Here is a 19,743-nt window from a genome sequence, read left to right as displayed (position 1 = left end):
ATTTGGCTTATGGATGCACAATCTAAAATAATAACTGTACTACGTTCATTTGAAGTGTCTGACAATCAAAAGTCACTCTTCCTTTCTGTTTTTACAATTTTAGCTTTATTATTTTCTGTTGCATTGGCATGTGTTGCGTATAGCTACAATCCTTTATTCGCTTTAGTTTTAAGTTTGCCTACAGCTATTTTATTGTGTCGTTTTTTCGTTCTACAGCATGATGCGGGGCATTTAAGCTTGTTTACTAAGCGATCGTATAATAAGACTGCAGGACTTATATTTGGGTTCATGACTATGATACCAAGTCGCCTTTGGAATCATATACACAATACGCATCACGGTATTCTTGGTAATTTAGAAAAGAGAAAAATTAATCCTGAACTTTGGACTTTAACTATTACGGAGTATGAAAATACGAGTAGGTCAAAACGGATATTGTATCATTTCGTTCGGTCTATTTTTATGCGTTTATTTATAACACCGGCAATTTGGGTTTTGGCACCACGCATTCCTCTTCCTCATTTGGGGCAACAAATTTTTATCGCCACAATTGTACATAATTTGATTTATGGAATCGTATTCTATTTTTTGTGGATTAATAATTTGATGTTCGCATTCCTTATTATTTATCTCATACCATTGTACTTATTCAATTTTATTGCAGCAATATTTTTCTATTTACAGCATCAGTATGAAGGTACATTTTGGGAAAATGAAGCTGAATGGGATTTGTACAATGCATCTATTCACGGTTCGTCTCATTTAGTTACAGGCAGGTTCTGGTCGTGGGTTTCTGGTAATGTTGGCTGCCATCACATTCATCACCTAAATACACGTATTCCTTCTTATAAATTATATTCTGCAACAAATGAAGCGAATAAACATCTTGACATAGAGCCAATTTATTTGAATCAATTGTTTCATCATTTGCGCTGTGTCTTATGGGATGAAGATCGTAAAAAACTTATTTCATTTCGTGAATATCGAAAGCTGAAGAAGGCAAGTGTACCGGTTTGATTTTCATAAAGTAAATGGAAATAGGTTTTAATAAACTTAGTTGTTAAATTGTGATTTATTAGTGTGGAATTAATAAATCACATGATCATATCTATTTCTATTAGAGGTGAGCATTCTATCAGGTTTTACTACCCTAAGATTGTTAAAAGTAATAACGGATTTAATTATTTTAGATATATTTATCGAATTGAATAAACCTATATATGCGCTTACTTTTTACTGTTTTTTTATTAGGAATTTTCACTCATACTTTTGCACAAGATTATCATCAATGGTCTGAACATTTTGGCGCTCGTGCTTCCTTGTTAGGTGGCGCAGCAACTGCTGGTTTAGGTGATAATGCGACTGCGTATTACAATTCGGCTGCTATGGCATTTGTAGAAGATCCTTCCTTATCAATTAGTGTAAACGCATATAGAATTAGACATTTAAAAACGACGAATGCACTGGGTGCAGGTATCAATTTAAAAGGAACGCAACTTTCAACTGCTCCAAATTTAATTGCAGGAATCATTCCTTTTGGGAAAAGCGATAAATTACGATTGGGTTATGCTTTAATTTCTCGCAGGAATTATACGGCTAAATACGATTATCTGCATGAAGCGGATTATGAAATAATAGCTGAGACTGAAGGGGAAGAGCGATTTATTGGGTCATATAATTTATTCCATTCTATAATAGAATATTGGGGTGGTTTTGGTGTCTCGTATAAGGTTAATGATGAATTATCATTTGGTATAGCGCACTATGGCATATATAGGGAAGTGAAATATGCCAATAATTATGAAATGTCTGTACTTCCTTCAGATAGATCACTTGGAACAGCAAGTTCCGTTCGATCAAATATTAGTTTCAATTATTGGAATGTTAAGGGTGTATTTAAACCTTCAGCGGCATATCGAAGGGAAAACATAAAGTTGGGTGTAACGCTTACAACTCCTACATTTAATATACTTGGAGAAGCAGATGTATCACGTAATTATTCAATTAGGGGACTAGATCAATTACTAGGAACAGATATAACTATTATTGATAGAGCAGAAAATGTTAAAACAATACATAAAGAGCATGGATCTTTAGCTATTGGAGCTAGTTATAAAATTCTAGAGAACTCTTGGATACATTTTACAAACGAAATGTTTTTTTCCGGTAAATCCTATTTCGTTTTTGATCCGGATAAAAGTCCTAATACTTATCCAGCTGAAATAGACCCAGCAATCACTTATCGTTTTTTTGGTGAGCAAAATTTCTTAGCTTATAGTGAACAAACAAGGGCTGTATCAAATTTTGGAATCGGATTTGAGTCAGAACTATCAAGTGTTTGGGATATTTATTTTGGTTTTAGAACGGACTTCCTATACAATGATAAGCCATATTATACTTTCAATACGATTCGAATAGAGTCAAGTAAATGGAATCTTTATCACGCATCGTTAGGAATGGTTCATCAGACTAAAAGTCACAAAACTTATACGATAGGAGTAGAGTGTGGCTTTACACCATCAAAAGAATACTATAATGTGGCTGATTTTAGAACACCTTCAATTGAAAATGGATTGTTAGGAAACGGTGGTTCAGGTGCTTTTGCTAGACAAATTTCGTTCAAAATATTGTTAGAAATTGAAGTCGGAAAAGGGCGTGATGTTACCATTGAAGATATAATTGAATAATTCAAATGATCCTTTCTAATTGTTTGACAATTAAAATTTTAAAACATGCGGTTTTAGCGATAAGTATTTAGAGTGAAAAGTTTTGCTAGGATATTCAAATGAATAATCAAAGCTTTAATATACTTTCTATTTAGTAGTTAAATTTTCCTGAACCAATTAACTGCATTGAATTCTTCTCATAGAATTCAAAAATATAAATACCTCTTGTTTCGTTGAATGGAATTTGAGAAGTATTTGTATATATTTCTTCTTGTGTGATCAATTGACCATTTAAACTATATATTTTAACCAAAGAACCATTTTTAATTTCCGTTTGTTGAATTGATATCTGGTTGGTACTAGATTGACTTGTAATTGAAATAATATTTGATGAATTACTTCCTTCAATTGATAATGGACCGAATAAACCAATTGTTGTACACATGGTATCACGGCAACCGTTTTTATTTATAGATACGAGACAGGGCGTGAAAATACCGCCATAATTGTAGGTATATGAGGCAAATTCATAATAGTCCTCATAGAGTGCCCATTCTTCATACCCTTGCGGTCTAAAAAAGAAAGTTGTATCAGAAAATGGGTTGAGCGGGTTTGCGAAATATTGAGAAGTATTTACAAAAGTTACTTCAGCAGGAGCTGCTCCAATATATCCCCAATCTATTGGTTCGACATCATCTGAAACGACATCAAAACTCGCTATTGGATTTAACGAATCGACGGTGACTGTTTGTGATATTGATGTACCATCATTATCTGTAATTGTAATTAAATAATCACCTGGATTTAAACCTCCCCATGTTGCGCGGTCAATTAATTCACCTGAGGTTAAATTTACCCATAAATATGAATAGTTTGGTGTGCCGCCGGTAGCGGTTGCCGTAACTTGACCGTTACCGTTTTGATAACTGTACAAACGGCAATAAGCAGCCTCCGAACTAACATCTGTAAACCTTAGTTCATCTTGTGAAAATGAAATGAATCCGGTAAGAACAAGTAAAATTGAAATAACTATTTTTTTCATGGTTAAATTTAATAAATTATTATTATAAATAAACTTTGTGAGTAATAACGCAGAGGACTTATATATTGATGTAAAGGATGAAAGAAGTTAGGAAAACCAGTTTTAGTCACTAACTAGAACATAATTATCGCTGTGTTTTTTTTGTAGTTTTGAAAAAAATACAAAAAAAATGTTTATTACATAACATATGGTTTTAAAGATGAATAAAATGTGTAAATTTCATTCTTTCAACCTGTTAAAATTAAGTTTTCGACAGGGGTGTAAATATAAAATATTTGCTGTTGAACGTATTGAAGAGTGTGTTCACCAGTGAAAATATCTTGTTAATCGAAAAAACGATGTCTACATATTACAGTTAGCAAACCATGGCGCTTTTAAAAACGTATAGATATTCAAGATAACCTAACTAAGATGATAATGGACGTTACAAAATATTTAAAACGCATTCAATATGTTGGCGATATTGTACCAACCTACGATGCGTTGCGTCGATTACAAAAGTCTCATTTATTAACTGTTCCATTTGAGAATATAGACATTCATAATAAAGTCCCAATCAATTTAAATATCGATTCGCTTTTTGATAAAATAGTTAAAAATAAAAAAGGGGGCTTTTGTTATGAGTTAAATGGATTATTTTGTGTCTTATTAAAAAAGATCGGTTTTAATGCTCATTTAATATCTGCTCGTGTCTATTCTAAAGACAAAGGGTTTGGGCCTGCTTTTGACCATGCTACCATTTGTGTGACGATTGATGAAATAAAATACTTAGTTGATGTAGGGTTTGGTGAATTTTCATTCGAACCTTTACGGATGGATTTTGAAGGTGTGCAACAAGATGAACGTGGACGATTTTGTATCGCATTAAAAGAAGATGGTTCTTATCATGTTAGTAAAGCCGAATATGGTAAAAAACTAACGCAATATTCGTTTGAAGAAAATCCGTTTGAATTGGTTGATTTTACTGAAATGTGTCATTATCATCAAACCAGTCCAGATTCAAAATTTACACAACGTAAGTTGATTACAATTCCTATTCTGAATGGAAGATATACGTTAACATCAGATAAGTTCATTCACAAAATAGCTAACCGAATGAAAATTGATTCTATTGATACCATATCAGATTACCATAAAAAACTTGAATCCATTTTTGGTTATTATGAAGATGGTGTTTTAATTCAGAAACGAACGGATTGATTTTATTACTATTAATCGAACTTAATTAAATTTTTGATTTGATATTTGTTTGATTCGCTAAAGTTTATTTTTAAAGAATCTTGCTCTTCATCTTGAATTAATAAATATCCTTTGATTGTTTCGATTCCCAGGACAGATTTGCCTTTGTATTTTTTCCAATAAGTTTTAATAATTTTCTGATCAGTTTTTAATATCGCGATCAAACAATTTAATTGCTTATTTTCGTAAATAAAATACTCTTCACCAATATTTAAGTCCATAGATTTAAAGATATAATTTTTTTAAGATATAAATTGAGGCTATCCAAGAAACTTCAAGAATAGCTAAAATAGATTTTTTCTATTAAAACACCACTCCTGTTTGGATATCTAAAGGCAATAAGCCCAAGTATATATATGCATGATTAACGTCTTTGGCTTAGATTTTGCTTGATTTATTTTAACGGAGAAGTAACCTTTTCTTAAAACATAGAGTATGAATAGGTTAAAACCCAAGGAATGTTAAATAAAATTAGAATAAATGAAAATCATTTTTGCGTTTTGCTTGTCTTTACTGACTTTGACTCTTTCGGCTCAAAAGCTTAAAGTAAAAGGAATTAACAAGGGTTTTACTAAAGTATTGGACGAAGTAGAGTCGTTTGATTACTTAGCCGACAATTTAGATTCAACTAAATATGAATGGGTAGCTAATATTGAGGTTAAATTTTCTAGAATAGAACAGCATACTATTCCTATAGCTTTCAAAGAAATTAAAGAAAGAAGTAATAGTTTAGGAGGAAACGCCTTTAGAGTCCTTAATTCTGACGTTTATAGCAAAGACGGGAATAATTTTATTGAAGTTGCTGTTTTTTGGTTGAATAGAGAGGATAGACAAGAGAATTTCGACTTATTTAATAAAGATGAAATATACTTATTTGGTTTTCTTGGTCATCACAAAGATATTGATGGGTATCATGTTGCTGTGAATGAAGAGAAGTTGTTGATTCAAGAGTTGACTTATAAGAAGATGGCGGTGAGTGTTAATGATACTGTTAATATAGATTTGAAAAAAGGAATGAAGACGAATTCGTTAACCTTTATTCAAAAACCTCGTCCAGAATGGCAATATTTAAGTTTTCACCTGTACAAAGGAGCTTTTAATGTTGGTGAAATTCGTTCGTACAATATGGAAATAGGCGAGTTTCTAAAACGGATTCTTAAAGAAGTTGATTAGTATTAGCTTGCTCAAATTCTTCTTTAGATGCTTTCAATAATTCAATTAATTCTTTCCTTTCGAATATTAAGTTTTTAACAGAAGTAGAGTTCTTACTGAATAACTTGCGTAAGTTATTTCGGCTTGCACTATGTCGAATTGCTGCTAAGTACATCAAGCTATAAATACCTGTAGCATAGAATAGGACAGGACAGATAATAGCAAACCAACTGAAGTAGAGATAGCCAATTATTATTGTCAGCGCAATATACCATCCAAGAAATGTGAATAAACCTATAGCAAGGGTAATGGATCCTTTGAATGTTGTATTCATTTTTATCTTTCTAGATAAGAATATCACTGTATTATAAGGGATAAAATTGAAAATGGCACCCAAAAGAAAAAATGGTAATCCCAATGCAAATGAAAGTATTTTTTTGTAATTCATTTCTCGGTTGAATTCTGCAATGTTTTTGTCATTAAGACCAGCTCTATCAAGATTTAATAGGTAAGATTCAAGTTTCGCAGATGCATCATTGTATTTGGATAAATTATTATCTCTGAAATATTGAATTGCAGAAACAAAAAATTGTTTGAGTTCGAATTCTTTTAACTGATCATAAAATTTGATGTCTTGTTCTTGCTTTAAATCGCGAAGAAAAGTGAGATCCAATTTTTTCCACATCGCATCAACTTCATCGTTCACGGTATGAATTAAGGTGTCTTGCATTAACTTTTCTAGCTCGTTAGTAGCTTGAACCACCTTTTCTTTTTCCGTAATGTCTTCTCGTTTAAAAACTTTATTTATAAAATAAGGTTCCCCAATTTTCATTAATAAATCACTTCTAAATTCATGTGGGTTACTATAATTTAAGCCGATAGGTACAATTGGAATAGGTTGACTCCCGAGATTTTTTAATTCAGCACCTCTAGCTATTCTGATCACACCAGTTTTTAATGGTTTTAAGATTCGATCGGTGACACTAACTCCTTCAGGGAAGATCAATAAGGCGCCTTGCTTGTTTAAATGTGTATAACAATGCTCAAACATTTCATTGTTCTTAAATGTTTCTCCTGGTCGTGTATCTGGTCTATAAACAGGAATCATATGTAGCATTTTCTTAAAAATCCAGCCTTTAAGACCTTTGCCAACATATTCACCAGCCGCTATAAAGTATAGTGCAGGTTTAATTGCGCCAGCGATAACAACTGGGTCCATAAAAGCACTGGGGTGGTTAGCGACAAATATATAAGGACCTTTTTGTGGGATATTCTCAATGCCGTCAATTTTTATCCGTTTGAAATACGCATAAGTAGTTAGCTTGACCAATACTTTAAGTGAATTGTAAATCATTAGACTAAATATAATCAGAGAAATCGATTCGTTCAATTGAATTAACTTTAATTTTGAATAATGAATTAAAACAATCTGAAATTTCGAATAGAAGTCAAAATATAACAAAGAATAAAGCGCTAGTTAAACGCTTAAAAATAACGGGCTTATTTAGTTTAATAACGAATCTAGTTTTGTCCGTTATTAAATTTGTTGCTGGTCATTTTGGGAATTCTTATGCGCTTATTGCAGATGCAATTGAATCGTTTTTAGATGCTTTAGGCTCACTTATGTTCATGTTCGGGATTCGATATGCAACAAAGCCTGCAGACGAGAATCATCCATACGGTCATGGTAAAGCAGAGCCACTAATTACATTTGTAGTTGTTGGGTTTTTAATTCTCTCGGCAATTGTAATTGTCTATAATAGTGTCCAGAATATAATGACACCTCACGGCTTGCCTAAGCCATATACAGTCTACGTTTTATTAGGTGTTATCCTAATTAAAGAAGTGATTTATCGTATAATTAAACGCCAAGCACGCATAACGAAGAGTAATGCTTTAAAGGCAGAAGCTTGGCATCATAGAGGCGATGCAATAACCTCTGTGGCAGCCCTAATAGGTGTTAGTTTTGCACTCTGCTTTGGAGAAGAATATGAAGCTGCAGATGATTGGGCGGCAATTTTCGCTTCTATTTTGATTCTTTATAATGCTTACAGAATTTTTAGGCCTGCCTTAGGAGAAGTGATGGACGAGCATTTTTACGATGAAATGATAATTGATATTAGAAAAATTTCTACAACTGTTCCGGGTGTCATAGAAACGGAGAAATGTTTTGTCAGAAAGACCGGACTTGTTTATCATGTGGATTTACATCTGATTGTTGATGGGGAAATAACAGTTAAAGCAGGGCACAAAATTGCGCACGATTTGAAATCAAAATTAATTCAAGAAATTCCACAAATCGCAGATGTGCTAATTCATGTCGAACCGAATTAGTCCACGTATATTGCCATGATTGGTATGCTGAAATGACTCAATAATTCTTGTGTTAAGCTGTAGGAAAAAAATCTTTGATAAAAATTCCTTCGGTGGTTAATCAAACAAACCATATCAATTTTATTGTTCAAGCAATATGATTGTAACGTTTCTTTGATATCGATGGAGTCAATAGAAACAAATTCTACATTATCATAATGGGATAATTCTATAGAGTTCTTAAAGTTCTCCATTAATGGTGTGATTGATTCTCCATGGGCTAAATCTATGTGTAGAACATGAAGTTTAGCCTTGAAAAATTTGGCTTGTACGAGAATATCTTCTAAAGCTTTTTTTTCGTCTTCTCTATAATCTACTAGAAAAACAATATTATTCATTAAGCCATCAAAAATCGCTTTTTCAGGTATAGCAAGAACAGGTTTATTGATATCCTCCAGTATGCTCAATGTTTTCGTCTCCATGAATATTTCAAAGAGTCCATTTTGCATACTTTGCGTGCCCATAATCACTAAATCAATTTTGTCTTCACGTTTTGCAATGTATTTTTTAATGTTTTCTAAAAAATCTCCTTCATTCACTACGTACTTTATTTCAACCTCTTTAGCCTGTTGTGCTAGCTTTATATTTTCAAACGGTTGGAATTTGTCTTTTTTATTAATAAAGTTTTCAATATCAATTTTGTCGTAGAATTTCTGAGCTTCAACCTTTGATGTTAATGGATTGTATGCATGGTAAACGATTAGTTTAGCTTTTGATTTTTTAGCATATTCTAGCGCATATGTGAAGGCATTGAATGAAAGCTCTGTAAAATTAGTGGGGAATAAAATTTTTTTCATTGTGCTAATTGTTGGTCTTCAGTTTTTAAATAAATCATCTATTTGCTAGGTAGTTAACAACAAATACTAATATAATACTTACAATTAACCCAATACAGACTTTGAAGAGATCCATCAATAAATTTTTGAACATTAATCTTCGTCCTTCATCTCTTCTTAGCATTAAGTTTATAGCGATCTCTCTTCCTGCTAAAATCCCAATAAATACCCAGGTTGTACTCATTGGTACTGAATTTAATTCTTTAAAATAAAACAAGATAATCCCATAAGTGAAATCAATTATGGTTGCTGAACGTAGATCGACAGTATTCGTTTTCGTTCGAATGATTGTTTGAATGGAGCCACCTTTTGTAGACATGATGTATGCTAACATACCAAGAATAATAACCAATGATAAGATCATTGTTAAGCTATCAAGTTTTCTAGGTAGGTAAACGTAAATATTCGCAAAATCTTGAATTAGCCATTGCGACCATAAGAAACCTGTCGATCCCCATTGTAAAATCGTCCATATTTTAGTCTCCCGTTTTGTGATAGGATTTTCTATAAAACGTTTTTCTACAGACTTAGCAATAATCACGTAAATTAAAATAGCTGCGGTAAATGCAACTAAATATCCTGACAGAGATTTAAGTACCATACTAGATAAGTTCTTCTCATTAAAAAAAGTAAGGATTAAAAAGGAGGTGCTTACAGGGATTCCAGTTCTAGTTAAGAGCATTAAAATGATGGGGGGAAGAAGGAAATACCATGAAAAATGTACTGGTAATGGGTATTTAGCTAATCGTCCATAAGATACGTCTCCGGCATAGTTGATGTATCCATAAATTAACGTTGCAGATAAAATTCCACCAGCGAATAGCCAGAGAATCCACCATTTTTTTCGTTCATTCGAACTTAAGAAAGTTCCTAAAGTTTGAATTGTATCATTGCCAACAACTGAATAAGCAGCTAGTATAAAACCTAAATACATTACTAAAGTAGAACTGTCCATCCAATTTATATTTTGAATACAAAAGAACCTCTTTAGAGTAGGCTAGCTGTTAACTGTATTTTAATTCTAAATTAACATTTAAGATGATTGTTAATACAATGTAAACTTAATAGAGTAGGAAATGATTCAACCAATATTTTTATTGGCTAATTTCCATTTAATTTCACGTATTGGTCGAATGTAATTCGTGATTAACGGCCAGCTATCTGGATTCTTTTCTAACGCTTTATGAATTTTCTTGTGATGATTTTTTAAAGCATCAGAAACAGCAGGTCCACTAATTTTTAACGCTTTAGCAAGATTCTTACCATTTATTCTTTGGTTTGATTGGTCAAGTTCTCTTGCTGCTCGTTCGTACTTGTCAAGTAGCTCGACTGTTTTATTCAATCCGATTAATTGAACCGTGTGTGACTTGTTTTGTTGATCTTGTATAGAATGAATTGGGCGAATTAAGTTAGCGGAAAGGTAAATATTCGATTTGTCAAGTGATAAATCGTAAGCTGTTGAACAAGCTGAATCGATAATTTCATTTAGTTCATTTAATCTTACTCCAGTTTCACTTAATTGATTCAAAAAGTCTGGCGCAAACTTTATAACACAATTAAATTTCGATTCGTGTTCGCCAATCAATTGAAGGATGTATTGATTAATGAATAAATCATTCGTTCGTTTGATTTCCGAAATCTCTTCATTTTTAGAAATAACTGTATCAATACTTTTTTGATAGGCGATTTGAATCTTTTCGATGTTGAATTGCTGTTGTTTATAGAAGTTGTAAATCCAAACCACTTGGTTTCGAATAGTTTTTCCAATACTTAGTTTCATTTCACTTGACAAATTATTCCTACTATTGGAAATGTAGAAATTACTAAATGATTTAGAAAATTCTATTGCAAACACATCTGATATGTCATCATTCGCACTGTCAACTCTAAAAATTAAGACGTTTTGTTCAATCTCATCTTGAATAGATAGTTGTTGAATTTGCTTACTTCTTGTTACGAAAGGTAAGTCGTTTTTATCTCCCCAAAATATTTCTTTCTTCAGACTTCTGAAGTCTTGAATCTTAGGTTTGATATCGCTAATGTCAATCTCTTGATGCGTATAACTCTCTTGATCCTCACCTTTACACATATAAGCATGTACACCTTTGTCATTACAAAAAGTGTAAATTCCTAAGTTTCCTTTAAACTGATCGTTTAAAGAATATAAAGCAATTAAGGCTGGGTGATATGTCGAGAATAAGTTCAAGGCTTAATTAAATTAAGTTACGACTTAATTATTGATTAAGTGCAAATTTAATAATTGTTTTTACTTAATCTTCTATTTTGAGTAGTAACTATGTCCGATATTTGCGATATATAATTCACTGAGAGGTTCTCGATTAAGTGCTAATTAAGATATGTTGGTCGATTGATTAAGTGTGTAGTGTAAACGATAGAATTAAATTACGGGATATGATGGGTATAAAAAAATGGATAATCAGCAATTTAAATCAGTTGGGGTTAAATAAAAAAGGAATCAAATCAAATTTATATAATAGGGCCAGTGCATTTTTTGATATCTCTTTACCGACGGATGAACCTCAAAAATTAAGAGCGTATAAAAATCGTACTGGAATAGGGGAGGGAAAGGACAGGAAAAGGTCTAAGCTCATTATGATTAAGGAAAATAGATCAAAAAATAGGCAGAATAAAGCTGTTAATTATTATAAACCTACGGGAAGTTAATGTATTAAAAATTAAGTGGTTGCACTTTACGAAGGTTGAATAAGAGATTTATTCCTTATAGAAAATAAATAGAATGAATAACCTTTTTTAAGTTGTGGCGTAATAATTGAGACGAATAAAGAAATATAAATTTTCAAATATGAATATGTCTTGCATCAAAAACACATTAATTAGAACAGCTAAAGTTCAGTTGGATACGCACAAACTTTTAGGTGCAGATTCTCATTTATCAATTTTAGAAGTAGCCGAATTGATTGATATTGTCAAAGGATATCATAAATTTCCAAAATCTAGAATAGGAAATTCAACGACTGTTTTTAGTTTGAATTAGTGAGAAATAACACCAGACCCAATTAGTTCATCATTTTTGTACCATGCAGCGAATTGTCCAGGACTAATGCCACTTACTGGTGTTTTAAAAAGAATGTATAAGCCATTTTCTTCACGATGTAATTCTGCATCCATTAAATCTTGTCTATAACGTATTCGGACCTTGTAAGGTTCAATCGATCCAATAGATAGTTTAAAATCATTTCGAATCCAGTGAATATCGTCATTTTCAATAAAAAGTGCCATTCTATTTAATCCTGGGTGTTCACTTCCTTGTCCTGTATAAATTGTATTGGTAATAGTATCCGTTCCGATTACAAATAACGGCTCAGTTTTACCTCCAATTGCCAAGCCTTTTCTTTGACCAATTGTAAAATAATGTGCTCCTTGATGTTGACCGATAACTGTTCCCATTTCTGGAGTATAAATAAATGGAACAGCCAAAGCTTTATAATCGCCTCCATTCGTTATTGTTTGGTACGACTGATATATTGGAAGGTTTGCATCCAATTCAATCACATTCCCTTCAATAGGTTTTAATTTTTGCTGTAGAAAAGTAGGTAGTTTAACTTTTCCGATGAAACAAAGTCCTTGAGAATCCTTTTTGTCCGCTGTAATTAAATCTTGTTCGGCCGCAATTTTTCGAACTTCAGATTTTTGCAAGTGGCCAATAGGAAATAATGCCATCGACAATTGTTCCTGTGTCAACTGACATAGAAAATAACTTTGGTCCTTATTATCATCCTCACCAGCGATTAATTGATATTCACCAGATGCGGCTTGACCTTTTTTACAATAATGTCCGGTAGCTACAAAATCTGCGCCTAATTTTTTTGCTGCATCCAGAAAAACGTCAAATTTTATCTCTCGATTACATAAAATATCGGGGTTAGGTGTTCTGCCAGCTTCATATTCGGCGAACATATAATCAACGATTCTCTCTTTATATTCAACTGATAAATCAATTGTTTGGAACGGGATACCCAATTTCTCAGCAACCAATAATGCATCTTGACTATCGTCTATCCAAGGGCAATCATCTGAAATTGTAACAGAATCATCATGCCAGTTCTTCATAAAAATTCCTATGACATTATAGCCTTCTTTTTGCAAGAGATAAGCAGCGACACTCGAATCTACTCCTCCAGATAAACCAACAACTACTTTTTTATTTTCTTTGCTCATTAGTGCAAAATTAATGAATTAGTTAGAATGTTTTGTGTTGAAAAATTCTAATTTCATAAATATTTTTTTGTTTGAAATTTCGGGCTATTTTTACTTTAACAGAATTTAACTTCGGATTTTGGAACAAAATTTGTTTCTTCGTGGTTAGTATGAAAGGGATCGTTGTTTTATTTTTAGTTTTTTCTTTATTTGGGTTTGGCCAGCAATCAAATTATAATGATTCATTGGTAACAATAACCGGTCAAGTTGTAGATACTATTCATTCAGTAGGATTCTATAATGTTGTAGTAATAAATAAAACGGTCGGAAAAGGCATATTTGGTGAGCACGATGGTAAATTTAAAATCACTGTTAAAAAATCGAATGTGGTTGGTGTTTCTGTGAGTGGTTACAAAACCATTTACCTGAGTTTTAAAGATAGTGTTTATCAAAACAATTATCATGTTGATCTTGTATTAACACCTTTAGTGATTCAGGGTAAAGAGGTTATCGTAAGACCTTTGAAAACGTTGGAAGAATTAAAGGAAGAGCGCGCAAATATTGCCAAGCGAGAAGTCCCTGTTGTTACAGTTACGAACGCAATTCAAAGTCCAATTACTGCTTTATACATGGCTTTTAGTAAGAAGGAAAAAACAAAAGTGCTTATTGCAGAAATGGAATTTAAGGATCAACAAGCGGATGTGGTCAAAGAAATCTTAAGAATTTATGTACACAATGATATTATCAATTTATCACAAGATGATTATGATGAATTTATACAGTTCTTAAATTTGAATACGGCGTTTTTACAAACTGCTAATGATTATGAATTGATCACATACATTAAATCTAAATATGAGCACTTCACTAAAATAAAAGACGGTTTTTAAGATTTATCAGGCTTTTGTAGCGTGATAAATAAATGCGGGTGGTATGTTTATTGTAACAAATCCAAGCTTGATTTTACCGAATTTTTTCTCAATCATTTTTTTTGCATTCAACGAGTATTGGTATTGAACGAAAGAGCCGCCTGTTCTTAATATTGCATGGCTTTTGATGATTATTCGTTTCTTAATTTTTTCTGGAATTACAGCCAAAGGAAGTGAAGATAAGATAGCGTCTACATGCTTTATATTGTTTTCTCTTAAAATCAAATCGATATTGTCGGCACTGTCTCTAACTAAGATTACGCGTGGGTCTTTCAAATTCTTTTGAAGTAATTTAAAGAACTCTTCGTTTAATTCAACTATAATTATTTTTGTATCAGCACTTGCGCGAGCGAGGATTTCTTTTGAAAAAACACCGGTTCCTGGGCCTAATTCTAAAATTGCCTTTGCATTTTCAAAGTCAATTTTATCACACATTTTATTTACTAAAAATTTAGAACTTGGGGCAAGTGCACCAACTTGTTTTCGTTCTTTAAAGAAAGTTTTTAAGAATGTAGTTTTATGTCTTTTAATTTTTGTCAAACTGATTTATTTAATCGTTAATTTACCTCGGTTGATTACGCCATAAGCTTTTCCTTTTAGGGTTTCTCCGATGTAAAAAGTATTTTTAGATTTTGATTCTAATGATTCCTCTGTCAATATATATTCTAAGTTAGGGTTGAATAAGGTTAGGTTTGCAATCGCTCCAACTTTCAATTCAGGTAAATCTAAATCGAAAACTTTTCTTGTGCGTGTAGCTAAAATATCCATTTTTTCAGCCAGCTTAAGTTTCTCAATACTATTCAGTAAAGAGAAGAAATGTTGAACACCGATCGCACCAAAATCCGCATGATCAAATTCAACATCTTTATTTTCTACATTCTCAGGTGTGTGATCAGAACAGACGAAATCAATGGTGCCATCTGCTAATCCTTCGATTAAAGCATTTTTGTCTATCTCTGTTCTTAAAGGAGGGAGCAGTTTTAACATGGTGTCAAAACCTGCAACATCTAAATCTATTTTAACTAAATTATGGATATAAGTGTCAGCAGTGACTTTTAGTCCTTCTTTTTTTGCTTTCCTGATTAATTCAACAGTATCTTTTGTAGAAATTCCAGTAAAATGAACACTACTTTCTGTATAACGAACTAAGTTCAAGTCTCGTTCAACGATAATGTATTCTTCAATAGCGGGAATAGAAGAGAGGCCGGTTAAAATACTTGCTTTGCCTTCATTAATCTGTCCTTCACCAAATATGGATCGGTTACAAGGAAATGAAATTGTTTTCCCATTAAAATTCTTCGCATATAAAAGTGCCCGATACATTAATCCTCCAGAAACAGCATTGCGGTAATCTGTAAAACCTAAACTTCCTGCTTGCTTTAAATCGTACATTTCGGATAGGTTGTCTCCTAACATCCCTTCTGTTAATGTAGCGAATGGAAATATTTCCGTCGGCGAATGTATTGACCTTTGACGGATGTATTCTATTTGAGATTTATTCGAAATTCTAGGGTTGGTATTTGGTGTTAAGCCAACTGCTGTAAATCCACCTGCCTCGGCAGCTCTTAATCCAGTTGTGATATCTTCCTTAACTTCATCACCTGGATCACAAAAATTTACCCTTGCATCCATCCACCCCAAAGAGATATGTAAATTAGGTAATTCAACAATTTGTCCTTCGCTTGATTCAATGTCCTTTTCAATTACTGCAATTTTTCCATTGCGAATAAGGATATCCTTTGTTTCACCATTTAAAGGGTGATTTAGGACAACTATTTTACACTTTTTAAGTAGAATTTCCATAATAAAATAGGTTAAGGTCTTAGCCTTTCCATAATTTTAATAATAAGATTTCAAACGCTATAAATACTAAGGCCAAAATTAAAAGAATTCTCCAGTATTCATTAGCCTTTAAACTGTTTATTTCTATCGTTCCTTCGTGATTGGTGGTAAAGCTATTTGCATTCTCCCAACCTATATTAGCAAAATTAGTTTTAATTTGATCAATGTCATAAGCTGAAATATCGGATTCTTCACGAGAATAATTAAGTCCTAAGTTTGTATTGAATTCATTTAAATCTCCTAAATAATAAAAACCTGCTCTTGATAAATAATTTTCTAAATGATTAAAACTGACGACAAGAGAATTTCCAGTATTTATTATTTCTGGAATAACATCAATACTATATTCCTCATTAACTAGGTGAATCGGTTTGTCTTCCGCGATCTTATTAATAAAAGGGAAATTACTCATATCCCCAATTGTATATGCGATTGGAACCTGAAAAGTCGAGGTTTCTGCAATACGCAACATCATTGTTGCAAATAAAGGATGGTTTTGGAAATTTGAGTATTTAATGTTTAAAGGGCTAGTCATGACTATGATTTTGCCATTCTTCACTGGTGTATAAAAAACGGCAGTATTTTGCTTATTCGTTCCAAATAAACTGAGATAATTATTTCTAGTGCTGGATTGTAAACGATACTGTCCAAAAATAGTTGGCGTTTTATAATTTTTTGGAGCGCTTTCAAAAACACCACTAAATAGGGGATCGGCATGATTGAAATAGTTTACAGATAATTGATTGGTGTCTAATTGAGAGAAAAGTGGAAGCTGATTTTTCACCATTATGGTGTTCCAGTTTGACAGGTTTAATTTTGATCCTGGAATCAGCATAACTGTTCCTCCTTTTTCTACAATTTCATCGATCACGCTTACTATACCACTCGGTAAATTATTGATGTTCTGAAAAATAACCAATTCCTTTCCGTGGAAATTTTCAGGAGCAGCAATGTCTGATTGGATAGTTTCGGCATTGTAGAATGAATTTAGACCATAGAGTTGAGATAAGTTATTATTTTCTTCAGCTTTGTTTTGTACGATTAGTATATTAACTGAGTCCTTAATGTTGTACGTGAAATAGAATTCATCGTCAAAAAAGAGTTGATTGGAAGCAATAGATATTTTGGCTTTTTTACTTCCTGAAACTCTATCTGTATAAGTTATTTTATCTGTAATCACGGCATTCGCTGGAATGGTGACACGTTTCATGCCAACTTCATTTCCGTTTATATTTAATTTAATACCGAGGTTGTCTTGTGCCTTGTCAGCATTGTTCTTAATTCTGAAGTAAACATCTGAAGGTGAGTTTAAACGATGAACTGGACTTTGGAACCAGATACTGTCGATATAAACATTCGCATTTTGTTCTACCTCTGCTTTATAAAAGTGAGTGGGAAGACTTTCACTTTCAAAATCTTCGAGTTTATTTGTGCTTTTTTGAAAATCACTGAATAGAAATAATCTTTCATTGCCAATGTTTTCAGCATTCGAAATTAAATCAGATTGCATCGAAATGACTGTTTGAAGCGGGGTTGAATTTGCAGAAAAATCAATTTTTTTTATCATTTCAATAATATCGGCTTTGGCATAGAATCGCTGATGAATTGAAAGCAGGTCGTTTGTAACCAAATTAATTCGCTCGTTTTGATCTAACGATTTAACCAAGTCTATCGCTTTATTTTTTACTTCATTTAAAAGATTGCCATCCTGACCTTCAGCTTGCATACTAAAAGTGTTGTCTATATAAATAGAAGTAATGTTTTCAGTTGCCTTTTTATCGTTCGTTGGAATATAGGGTTGAGCAAAAGCTAATATAAGGGCAGAAAGTGCCAATAATCTTGAGAATAATACGAGTAGATGTTTTAATTTTAATCCAGATTTTGAATCTTCAATAACTTCTTCTAAAAATTTAACCCGGGAAAAATAAACCGTTTTATATCGCCTAAAATTAAAGAGGTGAATGATAATTGGAATGGCGAGTAAGAAAAATGCCCATAAGAAATTGGGATATACAAAATTCATAATACAAATATGCTAAAACGTATTCGAAAATTGGTCTTTAAATTCGATCAAATTAAAATTCTTTATTAACACCTATCCCAAAAAGGGCATAATCATATTTACACGGATCAATAGGATCGAATTTTTTTAATTGGTCCATTAATTCTTCTAATGCCAGCCAATCATTCGATTTCCGTTTAATTAAATTGAGTTTTCTTGCTACATTACCTGTATGAACGTCGAGCGGTATGTATAATTCTGAAGGCTTTATTTCGGACCAAATCCCAAAGTCGACTCCTTTATTGTCATTTCTAGCCATCCATCTTAAAAACATATTAATCCTTTTCGAGGCTGATCCTTTTAATGGATTTGAAACATGTTTCTCTGTTCGTAATTCGTGAGGAGTTTCTAAAAATTGACTCCTAAAATTAGCAATTCTATCTTTAGTTGTCGTTCCATTTAAAAATGCAGATTCGAGACTTGAATTGTTTTGATAAATTGAGCGAAGTCCTAGAATAAAAAAGGAAAGGTCGTTGCTATTAAATGTGCGGTGAACGAATTTTAAATCTTTCAAGTTCGTTTGACTCGCATTCATAATAAAATCATACGGCGAATGTCCCATAATATCCACGAGTTTATTGCCTGACTTAAGAATTGCCTTTCGATTGCCCCAAGATATTGTAGCTATAATTAAACCAATTGATTCTATATCTTTTGGATCAGTAAATAAATGGGGAATGGAAATCGGGTCGTCCTTAATAAAATTCGACTGATTATATTTGTCCGTATAGTGTTCGAGAAGGTCTTTGAGTTCTGTTTTATTCATTACGGAATAATTAGTCCATCTTTCATTTCTAATGTTCGATCGGCCATTTTGGCTAAGTCGTGATTATGCGTAACAATCACAAAAGTTTGGCCAAATTCTTCTCTTAATTTGAAAAATAGTTCGTGCAACTCGTTTGAGTTTTTAGAATCTAAATTTCCTGAAGGCTCATCTGCGAAAATAATATCCGGGTTATTTATAAGTGCTCTTGCCACTGCAACGCGCTGCTGTTCACCTCCAGATAATTCACTAGGTTTATGATCGAGTCTAGAAGCTAAGCCTAAATAATTTAAAATTTCTTTGGCATCTTTTTCAGCACTTTTTTTACTCTTATTGCCGAATAATGCAGGGATCATTGCATTTTCCATTGCGGTAAATTCAGGTAATAATTGGTGGAATTGAAAAATGAAACCTAATTTCTCATTTCTTACCGCTGCCAATTGATTGCTTTTTAGTCCAGTAATAACTTGGTTATTAATTGAAACTTCTCCAGAATCTGGTCTGTCTAAGGTTCCTAATATTTGTAATAAAGTTGTCTTTCCAGCTCCAGATGCTCCAACAATACAAACTATTTCTTTCTGAGCAATCTCAAGATCAATTCCTTTAAGAATTGGCAGGTTGCCATATTTTTTATATATTCCTGTTGCCTTTAACATAGGT

Annotated in this window: 20 protein-coding genes; 8 read left to right on the top strand and 12 right to left on the bottom strand. The window is 32.5% G+C overall.

Going from position 1 to position 19,743, the window contains the following annotated elements; all coding sequences use genetic code 11:
• Positions 1-9: 9 nt before the first annotated feature.
• Positions 10-1,017, top strand: coding sequence for a fatty acid desaturase (locus T367_RS0103395; protein ID WP_027418592.1), 1,008 nt, complete (start codon positions 10-12; stop codon positions 1,015-1,017).
• Between the two features lie 203 nt (positions 1,018-1,220).
• Positions 1,221-2,687, top strand: coding sequence for a porin family protein (locus tag T367_RS0103390; protein ID WP_027418591.1), 1,467 nt, complete (start codon positions 1,221-1,223; stop codon positions 2,685-2,687).
• A 130-nt stretch (positions 2,688-2,817) separates the two neighbouring features.
• On the opposite strand, the gene T367_RS0103385 is transcribed toward T367_RS0103390, so the two are convergent.
• A complete protein-coding gene (locus tag T367_RS0103385) occupies positions 2,818-3,708 on the bottom strand; it encodes a SprB repeat-containing protein (RefSeq protein WP_027418590.1) in 891 nt (296 codons plus the stop codon).
• A 417-nt stretch (positions 3,709-4,125) separates the two neighbouring features.
• On the opposite strand from T367_RS0103385, the gene T367_RS0103380 reads away from it, so the two are divergent.
• Positions 4,126-4,908 carry an arylamine N-acetyltransferase family protein gene (locus T367_RS0103380; protein WP_072032156.1) on the top strand — a complete coding sequence of 261 codons (783 nt, stop codon included), beginning with the start codon at positions 4,126-4,128 and terminating at the stop codon, positions 4,906-4,908.
• A gap of 11 nt (positions 4,909-4,919) precedes the next feature.
• On the opposite strand, the gene T367_RS0103375 is transcribed toward T367_RS0103380, so the two are convergent.
• Positions 4,920-5,168: a hypothetical protein gene (locus T367_RS0103375; RefSeq protein WP_027418588.1), complete on the bottom strand. Its 249-nt coding sequence runs from the start codon at positions 5,166-5,168 to the stop codon at positions 4,920-4,922.
• Between the two features lie 259 nt (positions 5,169-5,427).
• On the opposite strand from T367_RS0103375, the gene T367_RS0103370 reads away from it, so the two are divergent.
• A complete protein-coding gene (locus T367_RS0103370; RefSeq protein ID WP_157454112.1) occupies positions 5,428-6,120 on the top strand; it encodes a hypothetical protein in 693 nt (230 codons plus the stop codon).
• On the opposite strand, the gene T367_RS0103365 is transcribed toward T367_RS0103370, so the two are convergent.
• The gene (locus tag T367_RS0103365) at positions 6,104-7,453 is read right to left on the bottom strand and encodes a 1-acyl-sn-glycerol-3-phosphate acyltransferase (protein ID WP_157454111.1); all 1,350 of its coding nucleotides are present in this window, start codon (positions 7,451-7,453) and stop codon (positions 6,104-6,106) included. The two genes, T367_RS0103370 and T367_RS0103365, sit on opposite strands and share 17 nt — an antisense overlap.
• A 101-nt stretch (positions 7,454-7,554) precedes the next feature.
• Here T367_RS0103365 and T367_RS0103360 point away from each other — a divergent pair, with 101 nt between their 5' ends.
• Positions 7,555-8,433 carry a cation diffusion facilitator family transporter gene (locus T367_RS0103360; RefSeq protein ID WP_051568330.1) on the top strand — a complete coding sequence of 293 codons (879 nt, stop codon included), beginning with the start codon at positions 7,555-7,557 and terminating at the stop codon, positions 8,431-8,433.
• Here T367_RS0103360 and T367_RS0103355 read toward each other — a convergent pair.
• From T367_RS0103355 to T367_RS0103345, 3 genes are all read right to left on the bottom strand, one after another.
• Complete coding sequence (locus tag T367_RS0103355; protein ID WP_027418584.1) at positions 8,430-9,269, bottom strand: universal stress protein; 840 nt, start codon at positions 9,267-9,269, stop codon at positions 8,430-8,432. The two genes, T367_RS0103360 and T367_RS0103355, sit on opposite strands and share 4 nt — an antisense overlap.
• Before the next feature lie 34 nt (positions 9,270-9,303).
• Positions 9,304-10,263, bottom strand: a complete 960-nt coding sequence (locus T367_RS0103350; protein ID WP_027418583.1) for a hypothetical protein — start codon at positions 10,261-10,263, stop codon at positions 9,304-9,306.
• A gap of 126 nt (positions 10,264-10,389) precedes the next feature.
• Positions 10,390-11,514 carry a site-specific integrase gene (locus tag T367_RS0103345; RefSeq protein ID WP_027418582.1) on the bottom strand — a complete coding sequence of 375 codons (1,125 nt, stop codon included), beginning with the start codon at positions 11,512-11,514 and terminating at the stop codon, positions 10,390-10,392.
• A 206-nt stretch (positions 11,515-11,720) separates the two neighbouring features.
• On the opposite strand from T367_RS0103345, the gene T367_RS0103340 reads away from it, so the two are divergent.
• On the top strand, positions 11,721-11,993 hold the full coding sequence (locus T367_RS0103340) for a hypothetical protein (protein ID WP_027418581.1): 273 nt from the start codon (positions 11,721-11,723) through the stop codon (positions 11,991-11,993).
• Positions 11,994-12,132: 139 nt separating this feature from the next.
• Positions 12,133-12,324 carry a hypothetical protein gene (locus tag T367_RS0103335; protein ID WP_027418580.1) on the top strand — a complete coding sequence of 64 codons (192 nt, stop codon included), beginning with the start codon at positions 12,133-12,135 and terminating at the stop codon, positions 12,322-12,324.
• On the opposite strand, the gene mnmA is transcribed toward T367_RS0103335, so the two are convergent.
• Positions 12,321-13,508, bottom strand: coding sequence for a tRNA 2-thiouridine(34) synthase MnmA (gene mnmA / locus T367_RS0103330; RefSeq protein WP_035842267.1), 1,188 nt, complete (start codon positions 13,506-13,508; stop codon positions 12,321-12,323). The two genes, T367_RS0103335 and mnmA, sit on opposite strands and share 4 nt — an antisense overlap.
• A 149-nt stretch (positions 13,509-13,657) precedes the next feature.
• On the opposite strand from mnmA, the gene T367_RS0103325 reads away from it, so the two are divergent.
• The gene (locus tag T367_RS0103325) at positions 13,658-14,377 is read left to right on the top strand and encodes a hypothetical protein (protein WP_027418578.1); all 720 of its coding nucleotides are present in this window, start codon (positions 13,658-13,660) and stop codon (positions 14,375-14,377) included.
• A gap of 6 nt (positions 14,378-14,383) precedes the next feature.
• Here T367_RS0103325 and T367_RS0103320 read toward each other — a convergent pair whose 3' ends face one another.
• Genes T367_RS0103320 through T367_RS0103300 form a run of 5 tightly spaced genes read right to left on the bottom strand, consistent with a single transcriptional unit; the run spans position 14,384 to position 19,739 of the window.
• Positions 14,384-14,956 (bottom strand): class I SAM-dependent methyltransferase, encoded by a 573-nt coding sequence (locus tag T367_RS0103320; RefSeq protein ID WP_027418577.1) that lies wholly within the window; start codon positions 14,954-14,956, stop codon positions 14,384-14,386.
• A gap of 6 nt (positions 14,957-14,962) precedes the next feature.
• Positions 14,963-16,219 carry a dihydroorotase gene (locus tag T367_RS0103315; RefSeq protein WP_027418576.1) on the bottom strand — a complete coding sequence of 419 codons (1,257 nt, stop codon included), beginning with the start codon at positions 16,217-16,219 and terminating at the stop codon, positions 14,963-14,965.
• Between the two features lie 19 nt (positions 16,220-16,238).
• The gene (locus tag T367_RS0103310) at positions 16,239-18,281 is read right to left on the bottom strand and encodes a vWA domain-containing protein (protein ID WP_027418575.1); all 2,043 of its coding nucleotides are present in this window, start codon (positions 18,279-18,281) and stop codon (positions 16,239-16,241) included.
• 52 nt (positions 18,282-18,333) lie between these two features.
• Positions 18,334-19,086 (bottom strand): TIGR02757 family protein, encoded by a 753-nt coding sequence (locus T367_RS0103305; protein WP_027418574.1) that lies wholly within the window; start codon positions 19,084-19,086, stop codon positions 18,334-18,336.
• Complete coding sequence (locus T367_RS0103300) at positions 19,086-19,739, bottom strand: ABC transporter ATP-binding protein (protein WP_027418573.1); 654 nt, start codon at positions 19,737-19,739, stop codon at positions 19,086-19,088. The genes T367_RS0103305 and T367_RS0103300 overlap by 1 nt, the downstream gene beginning before the upstream one ends.
• Between the last annotated feature and the right edge of the window lie 4 nt (positions 19,740-19,743).

It is taken from the genome of Crocinitomix catalasitica ATCC 23190 (assembly GCF_000621625.1).
Classification (GTDB): Bacteria; Bacteroidota; Bacteroidia; order Flavobacteriales_D; family Crocinitomicaceae; genus Crocinitomix; species Crocinitomix catalasitica.
The sequence above is the reverse complement of the archived record's forward strand: the minus strand, read 5'-3'. Positions and strand labels throughout refer to the sequence as shown.

What these genes read in the sequence shown, in the direction of transcription:
- T367_RS0103395 (WP_027418592.1), top strand. Translation starts at nt 10, where the DNA reads ATGGATGCACAATCTAAAATAATAACTGTACTACGTTCATTTGAAGTG.
- T367_RS0103390 (WP_027418591.1), top strand. Translation starts at nt 1,221, where the DNA reads ATGCGCTTACTTTTTACTGTTTTTTTATTAGGAATTTTCACTCATACT.
- T367_RS0103385 (WP_027418590.1), bottom strand. Translation starts at nt 3,708, where the DNA reads ATGAAAAAAATAGTTATTTCAATTTTACTTGTTCTTACCGGATTCATT.
- T367_RS0103380 (WP_072032156.1), top strand. Translation starts at nt 4,126, where the DNA reads ATGGACGTTACAAAATATTTAAAACGCATTCAATATGTTGGCGATATT.
- T367_RS0103375 (WP_027418588.1), bottom strand. Translation starts at nt 5,168, where the DNA reads ATGGACTTAAATATTGGTGAAGAGTATTTTATTTACGAAAATAAGCAA.
- T367_RS0103370 (WP_157454112.1), top strand. Translation starts at nt 5,428, where the DNA reads ATGAAAATCATTTTTGCGTTTTGCTTGTCTTTACTGACTTTGACTCTT.
- T367_RS0103365 (WP_157454111.1), bottom strand. Translation starts at nt 7,453, where the DNA reads ATGATTTACAATTCACTTAAAGTATTGGTCAAGCTAACTACTTATGCG.
- T367_RS0103355 (WP_027418584.1), bottom strand. Translation starts at nt 9,269, where the DNA reads ATGAAAAAAATTTTATTCCCCACTAATTTTACAGAGCTTTCATTCAAT.
- T367_RS0103350 (WP_027418583.1), bottom strand. Translation starts at nt 10,263, where the DNA reads ATGGACAGTTCTACTTTAGTAATGTATTTAGGTTTTATACTAGCTGCT.
- T367_RS0103340 (WP_027418581.1), top strand. Translation starts at nt 11,721, where the DNA reads ATGATGGGTATAAAAAAATGGATAATCAGCAATTTAAATCAGTTGGGG.
- T367_RS0103335 (WP_027418580.1), top strand. Translation starts at nt 12,133, where the DNA reads ATGAATATGTCTTGCATCAAAAACACATTAATTAGAACAGCTAAAGTT.
- mnmA (WP_035842267.1), bottom strand. Translation starts at nt 13,508, where the DNA reads ATGAGCAAAGAAAATAAAAAAGTAGTTGTTGGTTTATCTGGAGGAGTA.
- T367_RS0103325 (WP_027418578.1), top strand. Translation starts at nt 13,658, where the DNA reads ATGAAAGGGATCGTTGTTTTATTTTTAGTTTTTTCTTTATTTGGGTTT.
- T367_RS0103315 (WP_027418576.1), bottom strand. Translation starts at nt 16,219, where the DNA reads ATGGAAATTCTACTTAAAAAGTGTAAAATAGTTGTCCTAAATCACCCT.
- T367_RS0103310 (WP_027418575.1), bottom strand. Translation starts at nt 18,281, where the DNA reads ATGAATTTTGTATATCCCAATTTCTTATGGGCATTTTTCTTACTCGCC.
- T367_RS0103305 (WP_027418574.1), bottom strand. Translation starts at nt 19,086, where the DNA reads ATGAATAAAACAGAACTCAAAGACCTTCTCGAACACTATACGGACAAA.
- T367_RS0103300 (WP_027418573.1), bottom strand. Translation starts at nt 19,739, where the DNA reads ATGTTAAAGGCAACAGGAATATATAAAAAATATGGCAACCTGCCAATT.